Origin of the sequence: Streptococcus mitis, assembly GCF_001281025.1 — a bacterium.
Classification (GTDB): Bacteria; Bacillota; Bacilli; order Lactobacillales; family Streptococcaceae; genus Streptococcus; species Streptococcus mitis_AK.
Genome location: NZ_CP012646.1, coordinates 1,482,118 through 1,503,790 on the forward strand (window position 1 = coordinate 1,482,118; position 21,673 = coordinate 1,503,790).

23 protein-coding genes, 1 pseudogene and 1 other annotated feature are annotated in these 21,673 nt (G+C 39.7%); of the genes and pseudogenes, 5 read left to right on the top strand and 19 right to left on the bottom strand.

Annotated elements, in window-relative coordinates:
- The 3 genes from RN80_RS07230 to RN80_RS07240 are packed head-to-tail and all read right to left on the bottom strand — an operon-like array spanning nt 1 to nt 2,244.
- Complete coding sequence (locus RN80_RS07230) at nt 1-888, bottom strand: RluA family pseudouridine synthase (RefSeq protein ID WP_060628487.1); 888 nt, start codon at nt 886-888, stop codon at nt 1-3.
- Nucleotides 878-1,339 carry a signal peptidase II gene (lspA, locus tag RN80_RS07235; protein ID WP_000745688.1) on the bottom strand — a complete coding sequence of 154 codons (462 nt, stop codon included), beginning with the start codon at nt 1,337-1,339 and terminating at the stop codon, nt 878-880. Before lspA ends, RN80_RS07230 begins: the two co-directional genes overlap by 11 nt.
- A complete protein-coding gene (locus tag RN80_RS07240) occupies nt 1,336-2,244 on the bottom strand; it encodes a LysR family transcriptional regulator (protein ID WP_001025692.1) in 909 nt (302 codons plus the stop codon). The genes lspA and RN80_RS07240 overlap by 4 nt, the downstream gene beginning before the upstream one ends.
- Here RN80_RS07240 and RN80_RS10140 point away from each other — a divergent pair.
- A pseudogene (locus RN80_RS10140) lies at nt 2,237-2,311 on the top strand (AraC family transcriptional regulator); the annotation flags it as partial. The gene RN80_RS07240 and the pseudogene RN80_RS10140 sit on opposite strands and share 8 nt — an antisense overlap.
- A gap of 175 nt (nt 2,312-2,486) precedes the next feature.
- On the opposite strand, the gene RN80_RS07245 reads toward RN80_RS10140, so the two are convergent.
- The 5 genes from RN80_RS07245 to RN80_RS07265 all read right to left on the bottom strand — a co-directional run bounded on the left by RN80_RS07245 (nt 2,487) and on the right by RN80_RS07265 (nt 5,076).
- Complete coding sequence (locus RN80_RS07245; protein ID WP_060628488.1) at nt 2,487-2,897, bottom strand: DUF5301 domain-containing protein; 411 nt, start codon at nt 2,895-2,897, stop codon at nt 2,487-2,489.
- Nucleotides 2,898-3,204: 307 nt separating this feature from the next.
- The gene (gene rpmA / locus RN80_RS07250) at nt 3,205-3,498 is read right to left on the bottom strand and encodes a 50S ribosomal protein L27 (protein ID WP_000916509.1); all 294 of its coding nucleotides are present in this window, start codon (nt 3,496-3,498) and stop codon (nt 3,205-3,207) included.
- A gap of 16 nt (nt 3,499-3,514) precedes the next feature.
- Entirely contained in the window at nt 3,515-3,859 is a 345-nt protein-coding gene (locus RN80_RS07255) for a ribosomal-processing cysteine protease Prp (protein ID WP_000613699.1), read from the bottom strand.
- 15 nt (nt 3,860-3,874) lie between these two features.
- Nucleotides 3,875-4,189: a 50S ribosomal protein L21 gene (gene rplU, locus RN80_RS07260; protein ID WP_000109141.1), complete on the bottom strand. Its 315-nt coding sequence runs from the start codon at nt 4,187-4,189 to the stop codon at nt 3,875-3,877.
- Between the two features lie 36 nt (nt 4,190-4,225).
- Nucleotides 4,226-4,313, bottom strand: a sequence feature (ribosomal protein L21 leader region).
- Nucleotides 4,314-4,371: 58 nt separating this feature from the next.
- Nucleotides 4,372-5,076 (bottom strand): YoaK family protein, encoded by a 705-nt coding sequence (locus tag RN80_RS07265; RefSeq protein ID WP_080998523.1) that lies wholly within the window; start codon nt 5,074-5,076, stop codon nt 4,372-4,374.
- A gap of 141 nt (nt 5,077-5,217) precedes the next feature.
- On the opposite strand from RN80_RS07265, the gene RN80_RS07270 reads away from it, so the two are divergent.
- The 3 genes from RN80_RS07270 to RN80_RS07285 all read left to right on the top strand — a co-directional run bounded on the left by RN80_RS07270 (nt 5,218) and on the right by RN80_RS07285 (nt 8,190).
- A complete protein-coding gene (locus tag RN80_RS07270; RefSeq protein WP_060628490.1) occupies nt 5,218-6,195 on the top strand; it encodes a Gfo/Idh/MocA family protein in 978 nt (325 codons plus the stop codon).
- Nucleotides 6,192-7,274 (top strand): DEAD/DEAH box helicase, encoded by a 1,083-nt coding sequence (locus tag RN80_RS07275; RefSeq protein ID WP_060628491.1) that lies wholly within the window; start codon nt 6,192-6,194, stop codon nt 7,272-7,274. The genes RN80_RS07270 and RN80_RS07275 overlap by 4 nt, the downstream gene beginning before the upstream one ends.
- 535 nt (nt 7,275-7,809) lie before the next feature.
- Nucleotides 7,810-8,190, top strand: coding sequence for a hypothetical protein (locus tag RN80_RS07285; protein ID WP_223330095.1), 381 nt, complete (start codon nt 7,810-7,812; stop codon nt 8,188-8,190).
- Nucleotides 8,191-8,508: 318 nt separating this feature from the next.
- On the opposite strand, the gene tuf is transcribed toward RN80_RS07285, so the two are convergent.
- A complete protein-coding gene (tuf, locus tag RN80_RS07290) occupies nt 8,509-9,705 on the bottom strand; it encodes an elongation factor Tu (RefSeq protein ID WP_001040726.1) in 1,197 nt (398 codons plus the stop codon).
- 206 nt (nt 9,706-9,911) lie between these two features.
- Nucleotides 9,912-11,021: an AI-2E family transporter gene (locus RN80_RS07295; RefSeq protein WP_045611429.1), complete on the bottom strand. Its 1,110-nt coding sequence runs from the start codon at nt 11,019-11,021 to the stop codon at nt 9,912-9,914.
- 102 nt (nt 11,022-11,123) lie between these two features.
- Between RN80_RS07295 and pbp3 the strand changes: the two genes are divergently transcribed.
- A complete protein-coding gene (gene pbp3, locus RN80_RS07300; RefSeq protein ID WP_060628492.1) occupies nt 11,124-12,365 on the top strand; it encodes a D-alanyl-D-alanine carboxypeptidase PBP3 in 1,242 nt (413 codons plus the stop codon).
- Between the two features lie 198 nt (nt 12,366-12,563).
- On the opposite strand, the gene sufB is transcribed toward pbp3, so the two are convergent.
- The 9 genes from sufB to rpsA all read right to left on the bottom strand — a co-directional run bounded on the left by sufB (nt 12,564) and on the right by rpsA (nt 21,571).
- The gene (sufB, locus tag RN80_RS07310; RefSeq protein WP_060628493.1) at nt 12,564-13,976 is read right to left on the bottom strand and encodes a Fe-S cluster assembly protein SufB; all 1,413 of its coding nucleotides are present in this window, start codon (nt 13,974-13,976) and stop codon (nt 12,564-12,566) included.
- A gap of 57 nt (nt 13,977-14,033) precedes the next feature.
- Nucleotides 14,034-14,474 carry a Fe-S cluster assembly sulfur transfer protein SufU gene (gene sufU, locus RN80_RS07315; RefSeq protein ID WP_060628494.1) on the bottom strand — a complete coding sequence of 147 codons (441 nt, stop codon included), beginning with the start codon at nt 14,472-14,474 and terminating at the stop codon, nt 14,034-14,036.
- Nucleotides 14,461-15,687, bottom strand: coding sequence for a cysteine desulfurase (locus RN80_RS07320; RefSeq protein ID WP_060628495.1), 1,227 nt, complete (start codon nt 15,685-15,687; stop codon nt 14,461-14,463). The genes sufU and RN80_RS07320 overlap by 14 nt, the downstream gene beginning before the upstream one ends.
- Before the next feature lie 10 nt (nt 15,688-15,697).
- Nucleotides 15,698-16,960, bottom strand: a complete 1,263-nt coding sequence (gene sufD / locus RN80_RS07325; RefSeq protein WP_049532180.1) for a Fe-S cluster assembly protein SufD — start codon at nt 16,958-16,960, stop codon at nt 15,698-15,700.
- Nucleotides 16,961-16,987: 27 nt separating this feature from the next.
- Nucleotides 16,988-17,758 (bottom strand): Fe-S cluster assembly ATPase SufC, encoded by a 771-nt coding sequence (gene sufC, locus RN80_RS07330; protein ID WP_000114489.1) that lies wholly within the window; start codon nt 17,756-17,758, stop codon nt 16,988-16,990.
- 150 nt (nt 17,759-17,908) lie between these two features.
- On the bottom strand, nt 17,909-18,103 hold the full coding sequence (locus RN80_RS07335) for a DUF3272 domain-containing protein (protein ID WP_001081602.1): 195 nt from the start codon (nt 18,101-18,103) through the stop codon (nt 17,909-17,911).
- 27 nt (nt 18,104-18,130) lie between these two features.
- Nucleotides 18,131-19,786 (bottom strand): DNA polymerase III subunit gamma/tau, encoded by a 1,656-nt coding sequence (gene dnaX / locus RN80_RS07340; protein ID WP_060628496.1) that lies wholly within the window; start codon nt 19,784-19,786, stop codon nt 18,131-18,133.
- Complete coding sequence (locus RN80_RS07345; protein WP_060628497.1) at nt 19,786-20,283, bottom strand: GAF domain-containing protein; 498 nt, start codon at nt 20,281-20,283, stop codon at nt 19,786-19,788. Before RN80_RS07345 ends, dnaX begins: the two co-directional genes overlap by 1 nt.
- Before the next feature lie 85 nt (nt 20,284-20,368).
- Nucleotides 20,369-21,571, bottom strand: a complete 1,203-nt coding sequence (rpsA, locus tag RN80_RS07350; protein WP_001001631.1) for a 30S ribosomal protein S1 — start codon at nt 21,569-21,571, stop codon at nt 20,369-20,371.
- Between the last annotated feature and the right edge of the window lie 102 nt (nt 21,572-21,673).

The following is a 21,673-nucleotide window of genomic DNA, read 5'->3' on the forward strand; positions in this document are numbered from 1 at the left end:
TTACTTTCTCAATCTCTCCAATGTTTTCTTAAAAATCTCTGGGATATCTGCTGTAAATTCCAAAATCTCACCTGTTCTCGGATGGGTAAAGCCTAGAGTCTTGGCATGGAGAAATTGTCCATGTCCTTTCAAAGTCTTGCGAGGACCATAGACCTCATCCCCAGCGACTGGATGGCCGATATAAGCCATGTGAACACGGATTTGATGGGTGCGGCCTGTTTCCAGCTGCAGCTCCACTAAGCTATAATCACCAAAGCGTTCTAAGACGTGGAAACGGGTCACTGCAGGCTTGCCTTTAGCAGTCACAGCCTGTTTCTTACGGTCTTTTTCACTCCGGCCAATCGGCGCTTCGATGACACCACGATCATTAGGCAGATTTCCATGAACAATCGCCCAATATTTGCGGAGAGACTTTTTATCCTTGAGTTCTTGGGCAAGTGCTAGATGCGCCTCATCGTTTTTAGCAATCATGAGAAGGCCTGACGTATCCTTATCAATACGGTGAACAATGCCTGGACGCAGAACCCCATTGATACCCGACAAGTCCTTAATATGATACATAAGGGCATTTACCAGAGTTCCACTAATATGACCAGCACTCGGATGCACAACCATCCCCTGAGGTTTGTTAACGACAGCCACATCCTCATCTTGGTAGATGATTTCTAGTGGAAGATTCTCAGCCACATACTCTAAGACCTCTGGTTCTGGCACATGGTAAGTGACGATATCGCCCTCTTGGACAGTGTATTTAGCTTTCTTGACTTGGCCATTGACCAAGACCTGGCCTGATTTGATTTGTTCATTCGCGAGACTGCGTGATAATTCTGTCAAATCCGACAAAGCCTTATCTAAACGCAGGCCACCAGTTTCAATTTTAATTTCCATTTATTTCCTCTTTTAGCATTGCAATCAATAAAATAATCACTCCAACCGTCAGATAGCTATCTGCCACATTGAAAATTGCAAAGTTGATAAAGTCAAGGTGAAACATATCCACAACAAAGCCCTGACTGATCCTGTCAATAAAGTTCCCAAGACCACCTGCGATAATCAAGGTCAAACCCAAGACCATCCAGAGTGAGTCCTCCATGTGCTTATGTAGATACCAAATGGCACCTACCATAACGACAAGTGTAATGATAGCAAATAACCACTGCTGGTCTTGTAGCATTGAAAAGGCTGCCCCTCGATTTTGCAGGTAGGTCAAGCTAACGAAATTGGGAATCCAGGAGCGCACTTCACCCAGTGGAATCTGCTGGACGATATAGGATTTGACCAACTGATCCAGCCCAATCAAAAGCAGTACAATGACTGCCACTATTCCTCTTTTTTTCATGATTTCCTCTTCTGATCAAAATATTCTTGCATGACTTCTACGAAAAGAGTTCCAGCCTGACTAAGCTCCACTTCTTCACGTTTAACATAGACCATGTGATTATCCAGGTCGTCCTTGAGACGAATAACTGTAATACCATTAACACTGTCACTATCTAAAAATCCAGAACCTGTCGCATAGGCGTCCGTCCGCTCCAAAATACCATTCAAGGTAGCACGGTCTGTCACATTAAACATCTGTGAACTAGCACTGGTATCGACAAAGTTCTCTGAATAATAAAGGTACTCATCTTTCTCTTGAGTGAAACGAACCGTTGGTAGATCTGCTAAATCCTCCATGACCAATTCCTCTTTCTGAGCCAAAGGATGCCCCTCACGAAGATAAATATGGGTATGAAAGGGAATCAATTCAATGACCTCCAGACCTAGCTTTTCAACCCGTTGCATGATCCCTTTTTTATTTTGATTGTTAAGGTAGATAATCCCAATCTCACTATGCCCTTGAGCAACTTCATCTAATATTTGAACAGTAGTTGATTCAAAAATACGGAAGTTTTTATAGTCAGGATAGCGCTCTGAAAAGGCCGTAATGGTTGGTGGCAAGAAGTCATAGTGCTGACTAGCAATTGAAAATTCATCTTTTTCTTCCTCAGGATTGGCATACTGATTTTGAAAAATATCAAATCCTTTAACCAATTCTTGCGCTTTTTCATAGAATTCCATACCACGACGAGTCAAGAAAGTCCCTGAGCTGGTCCGACGGAAAATCTTAAAGCCCAACTCTTTTTCCAAATCACGAACAGAAATAGACAGACTTGGCTGGCTGACATACATCTTTTCAGCAGCTTCACGGAAAGTACCGCTATTCGCGATGGCAACAACATAGCGTAATTGTTGAATATTCATCTTCTACCCCCAACTTCTTTATCTTTTCATTATACCATATTTTAGAAGTTTTCCAAAAAGGAAAAAAGTATGGAAATTTTCAAGACTCAATGAAGACTCTAACATCCCAATCCAAGAATTAGAATAATGTCTTTTTTCAGTCCTCATTTTGGTTCAAACAAATAAAAACAGCAAATCTTTTTGATTTACCGTTTATAATATGATTCAAGAAAAGACTCTAAAATTTTCTTTTTCCCTATAAATCAACTAGAAAAAATCTCTTCAATCCTATTGGCTATATCTGGATTTACTTGCCAAATACCAGCATAAGGTTGCTCAATATACTGTCTTTTCTTCTTAGTATATAGATAGACTACACTATCCTTTTCTTCATTCTGATGATAAAACTTGATAATGATGTAATCTTTAACATTTGTCGGTTGATCATTTACACTCTCCAAAGAGGTAGATTTGGACTGTTTCTGTATCTCCTCAATCAATTTTGAAATTTCTTCTCTCTTGTCGATAGTTTTAACATCTTCAGAGGTTTTTTTCTGCAGAGAAATTACAGAAATACTTTCAGGTTCAGGAAGAATAAGTTTTTTCTTACTGACACAAGCAGATAGAACAAGAAAAGAGATTGAACAGACTATTATGGTGATAATTTTTTTCATACAGGTTTACATCCTTTCCATATTTCTGCTAGCTTACTAAGATAAAATTATTATATCAAATCGTAGCAATTTTTACAATATCTTATTCCCTTATAACATTCATTACTGTAAAAATTCTACTAGATTATAATTTTTCAACAACAGACAAAGTAGCCGACAAGTTCGCTTCTTATATAGGATTTTAAAATATGGGTACCAAAACAAAAAACAGGCTCTCCGAAAACTCGGAAAGCCTTAGTTTATGCTACTTCTAGCTTCCTCGCCTTTATATTTCAAGGCTCGGAATAAAAAGGTTCACTGGACCTTTTTATTTAGCGATTGGGTAAACAGAAACTTGTTTTTTATCGCGTCCTTTACGTTCAAAGCGTACTACGCCTTCAACTTTAGCGAACAAAGTATCGTCTCCACCACGTCCAACGTTTACACCTGGGTAGATGTGTGTACCACGTTGACGGTAAAGGATTGATCCACCTGTTACAGTTTGTCCGTCAGCTGCCTTAGCTCCAAGACGTTTCGCTTGTGAATCACGTCCGTTTGATGTAGAACCTCCACCTTTTTTGTGGGCGAAAAGTTGCAAGTTGTTAAGAGTCATTTTTAACATAATGTTTTCCTCCGTGTTAGTTTTCTGTGATAACTCTGGTTTGGACGAACTCTGAAGAGTTCTCCGATAAGTTTGCCATACCTAAGAAAAATGATTCAAAGAATAACTGGGTCATTTCTCTCTGGTGTGAAGGAAGATCTTTTGGAATTTCAACCATCAGATAGCCACCTTCATCTTCGTTTAATTCTAGGATTGGTTCATAGCCTGCAAATTTCTCAATAGAATTGATAAAGTTAATGGCAAGCGTAGAAACCGATGCACACACGACATCTAAGCCGTATTCGCCACTCTCGGCGTGTCCAGTAATTTCCGCACTCCTCAGCTCGCCATCTTCGGCTCTCTCAAAGACTGCCTGTATCATGTGTTCTCCTTAAAATTAAGCGTTGATTGCGTTGATGACAACTTTTGTATATGGTTGACGGTGACCTTGTTTACGGTGGCTACCTTTTTTAGGTTTGTACTTGTAAGTAACAACTTTCTTTTGTTTTCCTTGTTTTTCAACAGTTCCAACTACAGTAGCTCCAGCAACAAGTGGAGTTCCGACAACAGTGTTTTCACCACCAACAAGAACAACTTCGTTAAAAGTAACTTCTTGACCAGCTTCAACGTTCAATTTTTCAACGTAAACTGCTTGACCAACTTCAACTTTAACTTGTTTTCCGCCAGTTTTGATAATTGCGTATGTGCTCATTATGCACCTCCTATGATTTTTATGGGTTTCCCCGGTTTTTTTGTGAAGACTCGCCTAGCATCGTGGGACGAACCACTTAAACTTGAATAATCAAGCAACGATGTTCGTGCGGTTGCACAGGATCGTGCATAGTCAACTCTTCAAGTATAGCATATCTCCTATTTTCTTACAAGTAATAACACCTAAAATGAAGCTTTTTCTTTTACTTTTTTCTGCCAAGAGGCAAAAAGCATGCTGAGGTAAAAAATACTCATCATAATAGGAACACCAAGAATGGTCTTTTCATGATAGAAAATCGTCAAATAAGATGAAAAGACAACGCCAAGGACAAAACTACTAAGTAGGCTAACAAAGATAATCCCTTCACGTAAAAAAGGAGTGTGCTTGGTCCGAAAATAATCTCCAAAAGCCAGCATGGTTCGTTTGATATTCCCTGTCATAAAGGCATTATTGTAGGCAATACCCGAAACCTCACCAAAAGCAGTTGTCACCAAGCCCATACAAAAGGCTAATGGCGGTACTAGATAGATATTATCTACAGTTTGCGGCACAAAACCAATAATGATTGATAAGATTGCCAAAGGAATCAATGACAGAATGGGCTTTTTCACAATTCTCAATTTTTCCTTATAAACAGTTAATAAAAAGACCCCCATCATAAAAGCTAGTAAGGTCATTACTTTGGCACTGGCATCTGACACATTGTGTTGAATCAGACCTACTGAAAGAAAGACGACATTCCCAGTTTGTCCAGCTACAAGAGTATTCCCTCGCACAATAAACGTATAGGCATCTACATAACCTGCACAAAAAGTCAAAAAAAGCGCTAGCCTCTTAGACTGACGTGATATTTTTCTTATAGGTAATAACCTCATTTTCCCTCCCATTTCATTTACTCATCTCATTATTGTACCACTTTCTTTGGAAAAGACCTAGTAGCTTATTTGAAATTTTTTACCCTCTGTTGGATAGTCCCGTCTATCTATGTTATAATGAAAGAAGGATTTGAAATCGGAAAAGGAGTAACTATGCTTAAATTAGGTGTCATCGGAACAGGGGCTATTAGCCACCACTTCATAGAAGCAGCCCATTCCAGTGGAGAATACAAGCTGGTCGCAGTCTATTCTAGAAAACTAGAAACTGCAGCAACCTTTGCTTCTCGCTACCAGAATATCCAACTCTTTGATAAAGTAGAGGACTTCTTCAAGAACTCCTTTGATGTGGTCTATATTGCTAGCCCAAACTCCTTGCATTTTGCTCAGGCAAAAGCTACATTGTCTGCAGGTAAACATGTCATTCTTGAAAAGCCAGCCGTCACTCAGCCACAAGAATGGCTAGATTTGAGACATACCGCTGAGAAAAATCACTGTTTTATATTCGAAGCGGCACGGAACTACCATGAAAAAGCTTTCACTATCATCAAAAACTTTTTAGCAGACAAACAAATTTTGGGAGCAGATTTCAACTATGCCAAGTATTCTTCCAAAATGCCTAACTTGTTGGCTGGGGAGACACCAAATGTCTTTTCAGATCGTTTTGCTGGTGGAGCGCTTATGGATTTGGGGATTTATCCTCTCTACGCTGCCGTTCGCCTCTTTGGAAAGGCTCAGGACGCAACCTATCAGGCTCAACAGCTTGACAATAGCATTGACCTAAATGGAGACGGAATTCTCTTCTATCCTGACTTTCAAGTTCATATCAAGGCCGGGAAAAACATCACTTCCAATCTCGCTTGCGAGATTTATACGACAGATGGAACCCTGACGCTCAACACCATCGAACATGTCAGCTCGGCTATTTTTACCGACCATCAAGGCAATCAAGTCCAACTCCCTATCCAACAGGCTCCTCATACGATGACTGAGGAAGTCGCTGCATTTGCACACATGATCCAGCAACCAGATCTAAATCTCTACCAAACTTGGCTGGAAGATGCAAGTTCAGTTCATGAGCTACTATATACTATGCGCCAGACTGCTGGCATTAGATTCGAGGCAGAAAAATGAAAACCAAACTACCTACTGAATGGCAAGAACTGAGTGACCAACTCGGTTTTCAAGAATTCACCCCCATTCAAACTCAACTATTTGGGCCCATTCTTGCTGGAGAAAATCTCCTAGGAGTGAGCCCAACAGGAACTGGTAAGACCCTAGCTTACCTTCTACCAAGTCTTCTCAGACTACAAAAGAAAAAAGCCCAACAATTACTTATTCTGGCACCTAATACTGAACTTGCAGGACAGATTTTTGAGGTAACTAAGACTTGGGCTGAAGCTATCGGCTTAACTGCCCAACTCTTCTTATCAGGTTCGAGTCAGAAACGACAGATTGAACGCCTAAAAAAAGGACCAGAAATTCTGATTGGAACCCCTGGCCGTATCTTTGAACTGATTAAATTGAAAAAAATCAAGATGATGAACGTAGAAACCATCATCCTGGATGAATTTGACCAATTGCTTGATGATTCTCAAATTCATTTTGTTGAGAAAATCACTCACTACGCACCGCGTGACCACCAACTCATCTACATGAGTGCGACGACCAAGTTTGACCAAGAAAAGATTGCGCCTAACACACGTACCATTGATCTTTCTGACCAAAAATTGGACAACATCCAACATTTCTATATGCAGGTAGATCAACGTCACCGAGTGGATATGCTACGAAAACTGGCTCATGTTGAGGATTTCCGTGGTCTGGTCTTCTTTAACAGCCTATCAGACCTTGGAAGTGCAGAAGAAAAATTACAGTATCGTGATATCTTGGCTGTTTCCCTCGCTAGTGATGTTAATGTCAAATTTAGAAAAGTCATCTTAGAAAAATTTAAAGATAAGCAACTAACCCTACTCCTTGCAACTGACCTTTTGGCTCGTGGAATTGATATCGATAGCCTAGAATGCGTCGTAAACTTTGATGTTCCTAGAGATATTGAAACCTACACTCACCGTGCTGGACGTACTGGCCGTATGGGTAAAGACGGCTATGTTATCACTCTCGTCACTCATCCAGAAGAAATCAAAAAACTTAAGAAGTTTGCAAGTGTACGAGAAATTGTCCTAAAAAATCAAGAACTCTATGTAAAATAAAGCCCTCATTGAGGCTGGGCAAAAAGTCTTTAAAATCAAAAACGCATAATATCAGGTATTGAACCTTGATATTATGCGTTTTATTGTGGGAAATTTTACTTCATTTTCTCCTAAAATTGAGTTTTTATCTAGCCTCTTTTTTGTAAAACTACATAAGATTCGTAGTAAAAAAACTCTCCAACTATTTTATTATACCATATAAATTAATAAATAAATAGACTTGTTTTTTTATTTTTTTGACGTATACTAATAATAGAAAACGCTTAAAATTAAATAAAAGGAGATTTTATGAGGAAAGTAAATAAGGACATTTTATTCTTAACCGGAATCATAGTTTTATGTTTTGGTTTTTTATTATTTCACATCAACCCCTATTATGCTGGACCCGATGAGACACTGAAAGGAAGAATAAATTTATTCTTTTGGCAGCTATATTGGAGACCTATAGGAACTCTCAGTATCCTTTCGGGTTGCATTATGACTTTCAAAGGATTGAAAAAATAATCTTTTGATCATGAAGAATAGACATTTTTTTATGATTAAATTGAAATTATTGTTTTTCTCTGTTCTATCAAATCTATTTTTCTTAGTCACAACATCTACGGTTTTTGCTGATGTCTATCCTTGCACAAATTATGAAATTGTATCTAATCGTGTTGTAAAAGATATCAACACAGGAGAGTTATTGTCATTTTATACGACTGAACTTAGAGACGCCTATTTAGAGTCTAAATCTACGTATCAGACTCGTTCTAATGCAACTGGTGTTGCAGACTATAGAACTAGCTCCTCTCACTCTTATAAGAGCAGCGCTACATCAGGATCTCTAAGTTCAACTGCTTATGGTGGAAAAGCTGGAGCTACCCTAACTTTAAGTGCAGCTGTTAGCTTTTCTGCTCCTGAGTCTGGATTTTGACTTAGTTTAAATCACTCAGTATCCCATAACGTACCACCCTACACTTATGGTTACATCAGGCTAAAAGCATCTTACATAGTAAATGTTCGTAAACTAGAAGTTAGATACTTAGGAACTAACAAATGGGTTCCAGCTGGTGAAACCTCTACTATATCGAATGTTAGTGTTTGGAGCGAACTAGTCACTTGAAAATAACTTATTAGATGGATCTGGACTTTATCAGGTCTATCTTTTTATTTTTTTAAAAAAAGAACCTTGCAAAGCAAGATTCTTTTAGTGTCTGACTTAAATAATTGTTCTTCTGGGAACTAAATCGAATTAAGCTTCGATTTCTGTAACCATACCTGAACCAACAGTACGTCCACCCTCACGGATAGAGAATGTAGTACCTTGTTCTACGGCGATTGGGTGGATCAACTCAACGTCGATTGTCACGTTATCACCAGGCATTACCATTTCAGTACCTGCTGGAAGTTCGATTGAACCTGTAACGTCAGTAGTACGGAAGTAGAATTGTGGACGGTAGTTGTTGAAGAATGGAGTGTGACGTCCACCTTCTTCTTTAGTAAGGATGTAGACTTCACCTTTGAATTTAGTGTGTGGGTTGATTGAACCTGGTTTAGCGATAACTTGTCCACGTTCGATTTCATCACGTTGAACACCACGAAGAAGGACACCTACGTTATCTCCGGCAAGACCTTCGTCAAGTTGTTTACGGAACATTTCAACACCAGTAACAACTGCTTTTTGAGTTTCTTCTTTGATACCAACGATTTCGATTTCGTCGTTGACTTTAACGATACCACGGTCGATACGTCCTGAAGCAACTGTACCACGTCCAGTGATTGAGAATACATCTTCGACTGGAAGAAGCAATGGTTTGTCAGTGTCACGTTCTGGTTCTGGGATGTACTCATCAACTGTGTTCATCAATTCCATAACGATGTCTTCGTATTTAGTGTCACCTTCAAGAGCTTTAAGAGCTGAACCTTGGATAACTGGAAGATCGTCACCTGGGAAGTCGTATTCTGACAATAGGTCACGGATTTCCATTTCAACCAATTCAAGCAATTCTTCGTCGTCAACCAAGTCAACTTTGTTCATGAAGACGATAAGGTGTTTAACACCAACCTGACGTGAAAGAAGGATGTGCTCACGAGTTTGTGGCATTGGTCCGTCAGTTGAAGCTACTACAAGGATAGCTCCGTCCATTTGAGCGGCACCAGTGATCATGTTTTTAACGTAGTCCGCGTGTCCTGGAGCGTCGATGTGAGCGTAGTGACGTTTTTCAGTTTCGTACTCAACGTGCGCAGTGTTGATAGTGATACCGCGTTCGCGTTCTTCTGGAGCAGCATCGATAGACGCATAGTCTTTAGGTTGGTTAACTGATGAAGGCAAGCGACGTGCCAAAACAGTTGTGATAGCTGCAGTTAGGGTAGTTTTACCGTGGTCAACGTGTCCGATAGTACCAATGTTAACGTGTGGTTTACTACGATCGTATTTTTCTTTTGCCATTTGAGTAAAAGCCTCCAATAAAATATATTTTATAGATAGACAGTAGGCAATACAGTCTAACTTTCCTTACTATTTTATCAAATTTCAGCTAAATTGCAAGTGTTTTACAAAGTTTTTGTGAATTATTCTTAATCTGCTAATCTAAACGGTATTTCTACTCCCATCACTTCTTTAATGAAAAAGAAAAATCAGGAATATCCTGACTTTTACTTAGCTAATTGTCTTTCTCGTTCTTTCATTATTTTATGATTTTCATACAAACGTGATAAAAACTTAGAAATTTCTTTTAAGATAGAATAGGTTGGTACTGCAACAATCATACCAATGACACCATAGATATTACTTGATAACAAAAGTAATACTAAAATCGTAATTGGATGGACTTTCATCACTCCACCAACGATTCGAGGGTAGAGGATATTTCCATCCACTTGTTGAATAATCAGCATATAAATAACTGCAATCAGCATTCTATGGGGATCAGTAAAGACATTTGCGATAATCATCGGAATCAGACCAATACTTGGGCCTACATAAGGAATGAGATTGGCTAATCCTGAAAAGATAGCGAAGACCAAAGCGTATTTCAAACCGATTACGCTATATCCGATAAAAGCCAAACAACCAATAATAATCGCATCAATGGCAACTCCACTAATATATCGAGCGATTGTAGCATTCAAATTTTTTAAAAGACCTGTAATATGCAACTTATCTCGCTTTAAAACAGTACGCTCAAGCATCGGCAAGAATTTGTGGCCATCTAACAAAAAATAAATTAAAAATACAGGTGTCATGATAATAATCAAAACAGTACTAAAGAGCGCAGATAAGACACTTCCAACACTATTCGTTACACTATTTAGGATATTCTGTAGAATATCTACATAAGAGAGATTTAACTGTTGAATAGTCGCTTGAATATCTAAATTTTGAAAGGCTGGATAAGTGGATAAATCGATAATCAAATCTTGCAGACGACTGTAGATTGTCTGACTTGTAGCAATCAAACTTGTCAGCTGATTAATCAAAATCGGTAAAAGATAAACGACCCCAATAACTATACCCCAGACCAAGGCACACAAGGTTAGTAGAATACCAATGATACGGTTAATTTTGAAATACTTTTGTAAAAAATTTACAATAGGATTGGTCAAGTAATATAAAAAACCACCTAAAAGAAAGGGAATCATTATAGTGTTTGCGACGCTTACAAAAGGTGTAATAATCGCTCCCATCTCTCTCCATAAATAAAAGATAATGGTTAATAGTAAAATCTCACTGGTCCAAAAAAATAATTTATTCTTACGAAACATGAGGTACCTCCATTCATCTATTTTACCACACTTTCAAAAAAGCTTCTTTCTTATATCATGAAACTGGGAATATTTTTTTCTTTATGATAGAATAAACTTACTATGAAAAAAATAATTTTAACTCTTTTAAGCCTTTCCGTTATTGGCTCAGCATCTACTGTTGCTGCTCAAGATTTTAATATTGCTGCTAAACATGCAATTGCCGTTGAGGCAAATACTGGTAAAATTCTCTATGAGAAAGATGCAACCCAGCCAGTTGAAATTGCTTCAATCACAAAGTTAATTACTGTTTATCTTGTCTATGAAGCCTTGGAAAACGGCAGTATTACACTATCAACTCCGGTAGATATCTCTGATTATCCATACAAATTAACGACAAATTCTGAAGCAAGTAACGTTCCTATGGAAGCTCGTAATTATACCGTTGAACAGCTACTTGAAGCAACACTGGTATCTAGTGCCAACAGTGCAGCTATCGCCCTAGCTGAGAAAATTGCTGGCTCAGAAAAAGATTTCGTCGATATGATGCGGGCAAAACTCTTGGAATGGGGAATTCAGGATGCCACTGTTGTTAATACAACAGGTCTTAACAATGAGACTCTAGGGGATAACATTTACCCGGGCTCTAAAAAAGATGATGAAAATAAGCTCAGTGCTTATGATGTCGCTATCGTTGCTCGCAACCTCATCAAAAAATACCCACAAGTCTTAGAAATCACTAAAAAACCTTCATCTACTTTTGCTGGGATGACAATCACTTCTACCAACTACATGTTAGAAGGCATGCCTGCTTATCGCGGTGGTTTTGATGGCCTTAAGACAGGAACAACAGACAAAGCTGGAGAATCTTTTGTTGGTACTACTGTCGAAAAAGGGATGAGGGTTATCACAGTTGTTTTGAATGCAGATCATCAAGACAATAATCCTTACGCTCGCTTCACAGCTACATCTTCACTAATGGATTATATCTCTTCTACATTCACACTTCGTAAAATCGTTCAGAAAGGTGATGCTTATCAAGATAGCAAAGCCCCTGTACAAGATGGAAAAGAAGATACTGTCACTGCTGTTGCCAAAGATGATATCACTCTAATTGAACGTGTTGGGAGTCAAGCTTCCCAATCTATTCAATTCACACCTGATTCTAAGGCAATTCCAGCACCACTTGAAGCCGGAACAGTGGTTGGACATTTGACTTATGAAGACTCAGACTTGATTGGTCAAGGTTACATTACCACAGAGCGTCCTAGTTTTGAAATGGTAGCAGAAAAGAAAGTTGAAAAAGCCTTCTTCTTAAAAGTTTGGTGGAATCAGTTTATCCGCTTCATCAACGAAAAATTATAAAAAAATCGCGATTTTAAACCGCGATTTTTTTATTACAAGTTCATCTTCAAAATCCTTGATTTTGAGTAAATTTAATACTCAATAAAAATCAAAGAACAAACTAGGAAGCTAGCCGCAGGTTGCTCAAAGCACCGCTTTGAGGTTGTAGATAAAGCTGACGTGGTTTGAAGAGATTTTCGAAGAGTATAAAAACAAATTTTACCCAACTGATCCTTCCATTTCATAGCTGATCAAGCGGTTCAGCTCAACAGCATATTCCATTGGAAGCTCTTTTGTAAATGGTTCTACAAATCCCATAACAATCATCTCAGTTGCTTCAGATTCTGACAATCCACGGCACATGAGGTAATAGAGTTGCTCTTCTGAAATCTTAGATACCTTAGCTTCGTGTTCCAAAGCGACTTGTGAGTTGTGAATTTCATTAAACGGAATAGTATCTGATGCTGATAAGTCATCCATGATAATGGTATCACACTCGATGTGAGAAACAGACTTCTTAGAGTTTTTGTTAAAGGTTACCTGTCCACGGTAGTCAACCTTTCCTCCGCCTTTAGCGATGGATTTAGACACAATAGACGAGCTGGTATGTGGAGCATTGTGGATCATCTTAGCACCCGTATCTTGGTGTTGCCCTGCATTGGCAAAAGCGATAGAGAGCATGGTACCACGCGCCCCTTCTCCATCAAGGTAAACAGATGGGTATTTCATGGTTGTTTTTGCACCCAAGTTTCCATCAATCCACTCAACAGTGGCATCCTTTTGAGCTTTAGCACGTTTCGTTACCAAGTTATAGACGTTATCAGACCAGTTTTGGATAGTCGTATAACGCATATAAGCTCCATCCAAGGCAAAGATTTCTACAATGGCAGCATGCAAGCTGTTACTTGAATAAGTTGGCGCTGTACATCCTTCTACATAATGGACACTTGCTCCTTCATCAACGATAATCAAGGTACGTTCAAACTGACCAGTATTTTCGTTGTTGATACGGAAGTAAGTTTGAAGAGGAATATCTACCTTGACCCCTTTTGGTACGTAGATAAAGGTTCCACCTGACCACACTGCCGAGTTAAGAGCTGCCAACTTGTTATCAGTCGGTGGTACCAACTTGGCAAAGTATTGCTTAAACAAGTCTGGGTATTCCTTGAGGGCAGAATCCGTATCTGTAAAGATAATCCCCAATTTCTGGAACTCTTCCTTCATGTTATGGTAAACCACTTCTGACTCATACTGGGCAGAGGCACCTGCTAGATAAGCACGTTCAGCTTCTGGAATACCGATACGTTCAAAGGTTTCTTTGATTTTTTCAGGAACTTCATCCCATGAACGAGCTGGTTTGTCAGATGGTTTTTGGTAGTAGATCAAGTCATCAAAATCAATCTCTGACAAGTCTGCTCCCCAAGTTTGCATGGGCATTTTCTTGAAGGTTTCATAAGACTTCAAACGGAATTCTAGCATCCACTCAGGTTCTCCCTTAGCAGCTGATAGTTCACGAATGACATCTTCATTCAATCCTTTTCCTGTCGATAGGACAGGCTCTACATCATCATGGAAACCAAATTTATATTCACCAAGGTCAATTGGTTTTGGTTCTACTCTTTCTTCAGCCATAATATCCTTTCTTTCATTCTTCATTTCTACTGATTCATAAGACAAAAGAAACTTGTCTTACTGATTTTCTTGATTTTCAATTGTTTTCTTCAGGGCGTTCCAAGCTAGGGTTGCACACTTGATACGTTGAGGAAATTTGGCAACACCTGATAAGAAGGCTGCGTCTCCAAGACTATCTTGTCTGTCATCTTTTTGGCCTTGAACCATTTCAGAAAAAATAGTCGCAAGCTCTAAAATTTCTTGTTTGGTTTTTCCTAAAACTGCATCTGTCATCATGCTTGCAGAGGCAGTCGAGATGGTACAACCTGAGTTTAGAAAAGCAATATCTTCCAAACGGCCCTCTGCATCAAACTTGACTGAGAGGTTGATGACATCTCCACAGGTCGGATTGTTGAGACTGATTTGCTCAGCATCTTCCAACTTCCCTTGGTGATGTGGATTTTTCGAATGGTCTGCTACCACTGCCATATAAAGGCTATCTAGTTTAGAAAGTGCCATTGAAAAACTCCTTTGTCTTTTGTAAGGCATCGACTAGCTTGTCGCAATCTGCCTTGGTATTGTAAATATAAAAACTTGCGCGAGCTGTTGCTGGGACATCCAAATACTGGAGCAAAGGTTGCGCACAATGGTGACCCGCACGAACTGCCACTCCTTCATAATCCAGAGCAGTCGCAAGGTCGTGAGGATGAAGGTCACCTAGGTTAAAGGCAATAACACCTGAACGATGAGCCAAGTCCTGCGAACCGTAAATAGTCAATCCTTCAATCGCCTGCAGTTTTGGATAGACGTATGCAATCAGTTCCTGTTCATGGGCTTCAATCGCATCCATACCAATCTTTTCAAGATAATCCACTGCTGCTGCCAGTCCGATAGCACCTGCCATATTTGGTGTTCCAGCCTCAAATTTCCAAGGCAATTCCTTCCAACTAGCAGATTGCTCATAGACAAAATCAATCATCTCACCACCAAATTCTACTGGTGACATTTGTTCCAGATACTTTTCTTTACCATAAAGAACACCAATACCAGTTGGACCAGCCATCTTGTGACCTGAAAAGGCAAAGAAGTCCACATCCAAGTCCCGGACATCAATCTTCATATGAGGCGTAGATTGAGCACCATCCACCACCATGATGGCTCCAACTTGATGGGCTAATTGGGTGATTTCTTTGATCGGATTGACTACACCAAGAACATTTGAGGCGTGAGCAAGGGAGACAAACTTGACTTTATCAGTCAATTTAGTTCGAAAATCATCCATATCCAGAGCTCCATTATTGAGATAGACATAAACAAGTTCTGCCCCAGTTTTACGGCAGGCTTCCTGCCAAGGAATGATGTTGGAATGGTGTTCCATGACAGAAATCAAAACCTGGTCTCCCTCAGTCAAGGCTTCCTCTGCAAAGCGCGCTACCCAGTTCAGACTGGTTGTCGTTCCTCTAGTAAAGAGAACTTCCTTTGTAGACCTTGCATTGATAAACTTACGAATGGTTTCACGAGCCGCCTCATAAGAAGCTGTTGCTCGCTCAGCCAAGGTATGGACCCCACGATGAACATTGGCATTGTCGTTCTCATAGTAGCGGTTAATCGTCTCCAGAACTGCCAGTGGTTTTTGTGTCGTCGCAGCATTGTCCAAATAGACTAATGGTTCATCATTAACAATCTGGTCTAAAATTGGAAAATCCTTGCGAATCACTTCTACATCTAACATAGGCTACCCCTTAGCGTTTTGACAATTTTTCTTCGATAGTTGCAATCATTTCATCACGAACTTCTTTGACTGGTATCTCAACAATAACAGATCCAAGGAAACCGCGGACAACCAAACGTTCTGCAGTTGACTTATCCAAGCCACGGCTCATGAGGTAATACATATCTTCTGGATCTACCTGACCGATAGAAGCCGCGTGTCCTGCAGTTACGTCATTTTCATCAATCAAAAGAATTGGATTGGCATCTGAACGCGCTTGGTCTGAAAGCATGAGAACACGGCTCTCTTGTTGCGCATCTGCTCCCTTGGCACCCTTGATAATGTGGCCAATACCATTGAAAGTTAAAGTTGCTTTTTCAAGAATAACCCCATGTTGAAGGATATTTCCGATTGAGTTGCAACCATAGTTAGTTACTCGGGTATCAATCCCTTGTACCTGACGGCCACTTGAAAGAGCTACGACTTTAAGGTCCGCATGGCTACCGTTACCAATCAAGTCACTATCAAAATCAGCAACTACATTCCCTTCGTTCATGACACCGATTGCCCAGTCAATGCTTGCATCGTTGCCTAATTTACCACGACGGCTAATGTAAGCAGTGACGTTTTCACCTAGACGGTCGATAGCAGCAAACTTCACTTGAGCTCCAGAACGTGCAATTACTTCTACTGTGATATTAGCAGTTGCTTTGGCACTTCCTTCACCGCGTGACTCTAAACGTTCCAGATAACTAATCTTAGAATTTTTACCAGCGATAATCATAATATGCTTGTTAAACGGCACATCGTTATCGCTGTCTTGATAGAAAATTCCTTCGATTGGTTCCTTAATTTCAACATTATCAGGAATGTAGAGAACAGCACCACTGTTGAAATAAGCTGTATGGTAGGCTGCCAACTTGTCATCGTCATACTTAACAGATGACATGAATAATTCCTCAATAAGCTCTGGAATTTCTTCTAAAGCTGAGTGGAAGTCTGTAAAGACGACACCCTGTTCAGCCAACTCAACTGGAATTTGCTCAAAAACAGTTTGAGTTCCAACTTGCACCAACTTTAAATGATTATCTAAAGCTGTGAAGTCAGGAACATTTGCTGATGGCTCACTTTCTGTAATCGTTCCATCACCCAGATTCCAACGGTGGAATTTGACACGCTCAATAACTGGTAATTCCAAAGTCTCAATCTTGTCAAAAGCTTTTTGACGGAGGTCAGCCAACCAGCTTGGTTCAGCATGCATTTCTGAAAAAAGTTTAATATTTTCTTTAGTCATTTACTTCTCCTAAAAGATACGAGGGAATTACAATTCTTCCTTGTAGTCGTAGCCAAGTTCTTCAGCTAGTTTTGCGTATCCTTCACGTTCCAAACGCGCAGCCAATTCTGGGCCACCAGAAAGAACAACACGACCTTCCATCATAACGTGTACCACATCTGGTGTGATATAGTTCAAAAGACGTTGGTAGTGAGTGATAATCATAGCACCAAATCCTTCACCACGCATAGCATTAACACCTTTAGAAACAACTTTAAGGGCATCAATATCAAGACCAGAGTCAATCTCGTCCAAAAGGGCAAAAGTTGGTTCCAACATCAAAAGTTGAAGAATCTCATTGCGTTTTTTCTCACCACCAGAGAAACCTTCGTTGAGGTAACGCTCAGCCATTTCTTCTTTCATGTTGAGTAATTCCATCTTCTCATCCAATTTAGTGATAAACTCACGAACTGAAATTTTTTCATCATCTTCTTTACCAGCATTCATGGCTGCACGAAGAAACTCAGCGTTAGTAATACCAGGAATTTCTGATGGGTATTGCATAGCAAGGAAAAGTCCCATACGCGCACGCTCGTCCACTTCCAACTCAAGGATGTTTACGCCATCAAACAAGACTTCACCTTTGGTAACTTCATAGTTTGGATTTCCCATGATAGCGGCAGAAAGAGTCGATTTACCAGTACCATTTGGTCCCATGATAGCGGCGATTTCTCCTGTTTTCAGGGTCAGATTAACCCCTTTTAAAATTTCTTTTCCTTCAATCTCAACGTGAAGATCTTTGATCTCTAATACTGACATGATAGTTCCTTTCTTTTTCAAAACCTTTACAGTTCTTACTGGAAACATACTTGATTTCCCTAGAAAATACGGTAAAAGGTCAATAAATATACTTTTATAGTATAACAAAAAAAAGCCTAAAAGGCTTTGATTTTGTCTAGAAGCTGAGGACTAGTCTTTTCCTTTTAAATGCTGGTCAATGACGTCTACAATCTTACCCATCAAGTAACTAACTCGGAAATTTCTAAAGAGCAAAATGGCCCAAAAGGCTGCCATAATATAACGACCAGTCATCCAAGCTTCATTGAAAAAATAGGTCTCAGCAGCTGTAAACAGCGCTATGATAATAAATTGTTGTCTATTCATAAACTTATTGTATCATGAAATCTTTCTTTAGTCTTCCTCTACCTTCACTTTATCAGCTAAAAATTCAAATCCTTCTGGAATCAGGCTTTCTTCTGCTTCTTTTTCAGTTTGAGAAGATTTGGCTTTGGCTGAAAAGGCTGCGCGAACTTCTTTCCATTCCTCCATGGAAATGGCTAAAATTTCGGGTGAAAAACCTGCTGCCTGACTGAGGATGTTACCAAACATTGTGTTGAGATTGTCTCGTTTCATGGTTTGACCAGCATTGAAGTTAGATTCAAAGGCAAGAATAGCATGGTGTTCATTGGCCGCAACCGGTTGAGAACCAACTAGCAGAGCCTTATCAGGACCTCCAAGACTTTCAATTACCTCTCCCCAGGCATTCTGCAAGCGAATCAGATTCTGACGTGCTAAATCAGGATTTTCAACGGCCTCTTGTAGGATTGATTGAACTTTATTGCGATCCACACGATAGATTGTCTTGCCCGCTGCTGGGCGACTTGGAGCTGGACTGGTTGGCTTGGGTACAGTTCCCACATTTGCGAGTTCTTGTTTGAGACGGGCAACTTCCTGTCTCAGCGAATCAATTTCATGTTCAACTGCCCCAGAAAGAGCTGCTTCAGGCTTAATCTCCGCCAAACGGATGGTCATCATCTCAGCATAAATCTTGGGCTGCAAACTAGACTTAATATCCCCTAAACTCACTGTCGCCAAGCGAATCATTTCAAACAAATTTTCTTGAGGAAATGACAAATTCTCTACAAAGACTGGACTATGATGAGTGTTTTCTCCACCTGTTTGGACAATTAACAAGTCTCTTAAATAGTGCAAAAGATCCGTCACAAAACGAGTCATACTCTTACCATTGTCAAAAAGAAGATTCAAGCAAGACAAAGCCTTGGGAACATCCTGTTGAGATAAGGCAGCCACATAATTATCCAAGGCTGATAGACTAATGGTACCAGTAATTTCTTCAGAGATGGCAGTCGTCAGCTCGTTTCCCTGTGTCAAACTCAAGGCTTGATCCAAAATAGACAAGGCATCTCGCATTCCACCTTCAGCCCGTCTGGCAATGATTTCCACAGCCTCTGGTTCAGAACTGATATTTTCTTTTTCTAAGATATAGCGGATATGTTCCTTAATATCCTGTGTCTTAATCGATTTAAATTCAAAACGTTGCACACGGGATAGAATAGTGGCAGGAATCTTGTGCAATTCAGTAGTGGCCAAAATAAAGACTACATTCTGTGTTGGCTCTTCCAGCGTTTTTAGGAGGGCATTAAAAGCCCCTATAGACAGCATGTGAACCTCATCTATGATATAGACCTTATAGCGGGCAAGGCTAGGCGCATAGGTAGATTTATCACGAATTTCACGGATTTCATCCACCCCGTTATTAGAGGCAGCATCCATTTCAATGACATCTTCTAAACTACCATCTGTCACTGCTTGACAAATATAGCAGTTATTACAAGGTTCACCACCCACTTGATTTGGACAGTTCATAGCTTTGGCAAAAATCTTGGCTACACTGGTTTTTCCCGTTCCACGTGGACCAGAAAAAAGATAGGCATGACTTATTTTCTCTTGCTCTACTGCTTGTTTAAGAGTCTTAGCCACAACTTCCTGTCCAACCAACTGGGAGAAGTTTTGACTTCTATATTTTCGATAAAGTGCTTGATACATTAGGCTTTCTCCTTAAACATTGTAAAGTCCCATTCTGTCTTTTCAAGCAAAATAGCGACAAATTGTTCCAAATAATCTCGATCCATAGCATCATAATCATCAATCTCTGAAGAATCAAGATCCAGAACTCCAAGTAATTGACCATTCTTAACCATCGGAACAACAATTTCACTTTTAGCGCTACTATCACAAGAAATATAGTTGGGATAAGTTGTTACATCACCAACCAGAACAGTTTCCTGAAAATGAGCTGCCTCACCACAAACACCTTTTCCCAGTGCAATACGAATGCAGGAAACACCTCCTTGGAAGGGACCTAAAACCAATTCCTTTCCATCGAACAGATAAAAGCCTGAAAATACGGTATTAGGAAAGCGTGATTTTAGAAGAGCACTGGCGTTGGAAAGATTAGCCAAGACATTGGTTTCACCATCCAATAAAAAAGAGAGCTCCTCATTTAACATTTGATAACGTGATTGTTTTTCTGATTCTAACATAGAACTATTATATCAAAAAAGACTTACAGACAAAAGAAAAATCCCTTGTTAAGTAAACAAAGGATTTTATGAATTTTCAATTTGATTAAAGTTCGATATCACCGAACAAGTCAGCCATTGAGAATCCTGTTTGTGTTTCTGGAAGTTCGAAATCACGTTTTTCTTGACGTTTTGGACGACGTGGACGAGCAGCACGTTTTTCTTCTTTTTGTCCTTCTTCTTGAGCTGGACGCTCTTCAAGAGCTTTGATAGAAAGTGATACGCGCTCTGCATCTGCGTTAACTTCAAGAACTTTAACTTGAACTTCTTGACCAACTTTAAGAGCTTCTTTTGGATTTTCAATACGTTTGTGTGAAATTTGTGATACGTGAACAAGTCCATCGATACCTGGCAATACTTCAACAAATGCACCGAAGTCAGTCAAACGTTTAACTGTTCCTTCTACTACATCACCTTTAGCCAATTTTTGCTCAACGCCATCCCATGGTCCAGGTGTTGTTGCTTTAAGTGAAAGTGATACACGTCCTTCTTCTTCGTTAAGATCAAGGATTTTCACTTCAATTTCTTCACCAACAGTTACAACTGATTTTGGTGATACGTTACGTTCATGTGACAATTCAGTCAAGTGAACCAATCCGTCAACACCACCAAGGTCGATGAAAGCACCAAAGCTTGTGATACGTGCAACTTTACCAGTTACTACATCACCAACAGCCAATTTACCGAATACTTCAGCGCGAGCTGCTGCTGTAGCTGCTTCAACAACTTCACGACGTGAAAGGATGAAGCGGTTTTCTTTAGCGTCAACTTCTTTGATTTTAGCATCAAATTCTTGACCTACAAAACGCTCAGTGTTACGTACGAAACGAGTATCCAACATTGAAGCTGGGATAAATCCACGAACACCTTCAAATTCTACTGAAAGTCCACCTTTAACGGCACGAGTTCCTTTAACCGTAACAACTTCTTCTTCGCGACCAACAAGTTTGTCCCATGCTTTGCGAGCTTCAAGGCGTTTTTTAGATACAAGGTATGTAACTGTATCAGTATCTTTACCAACTACTTGACGAAGTACAAGAACATCCAATACTTCTCCTACTTTAACAAAGTCATTGATATCTGCATCGCGATCATTTGTCAATTCGCGAAGAGTCAAGACACCTTCAACACCAGTTCCAGAGATTGCAACGTTAGCTTGAGTCGCATCAACTGTCAATACTTCAGCACTAACAACATCACCAGTCTCAACTTGGCTAACGCTATTTAGCAAATCTTCAAATTCGTTCATCTAAAAAATCCTCCAACAATCAAGTTCTTCTTAAACTTGACATACTTATAATTTTTTTCCTAAGCACCCGCAAGGACATGTTCATATCGTTCACGTCTTTCA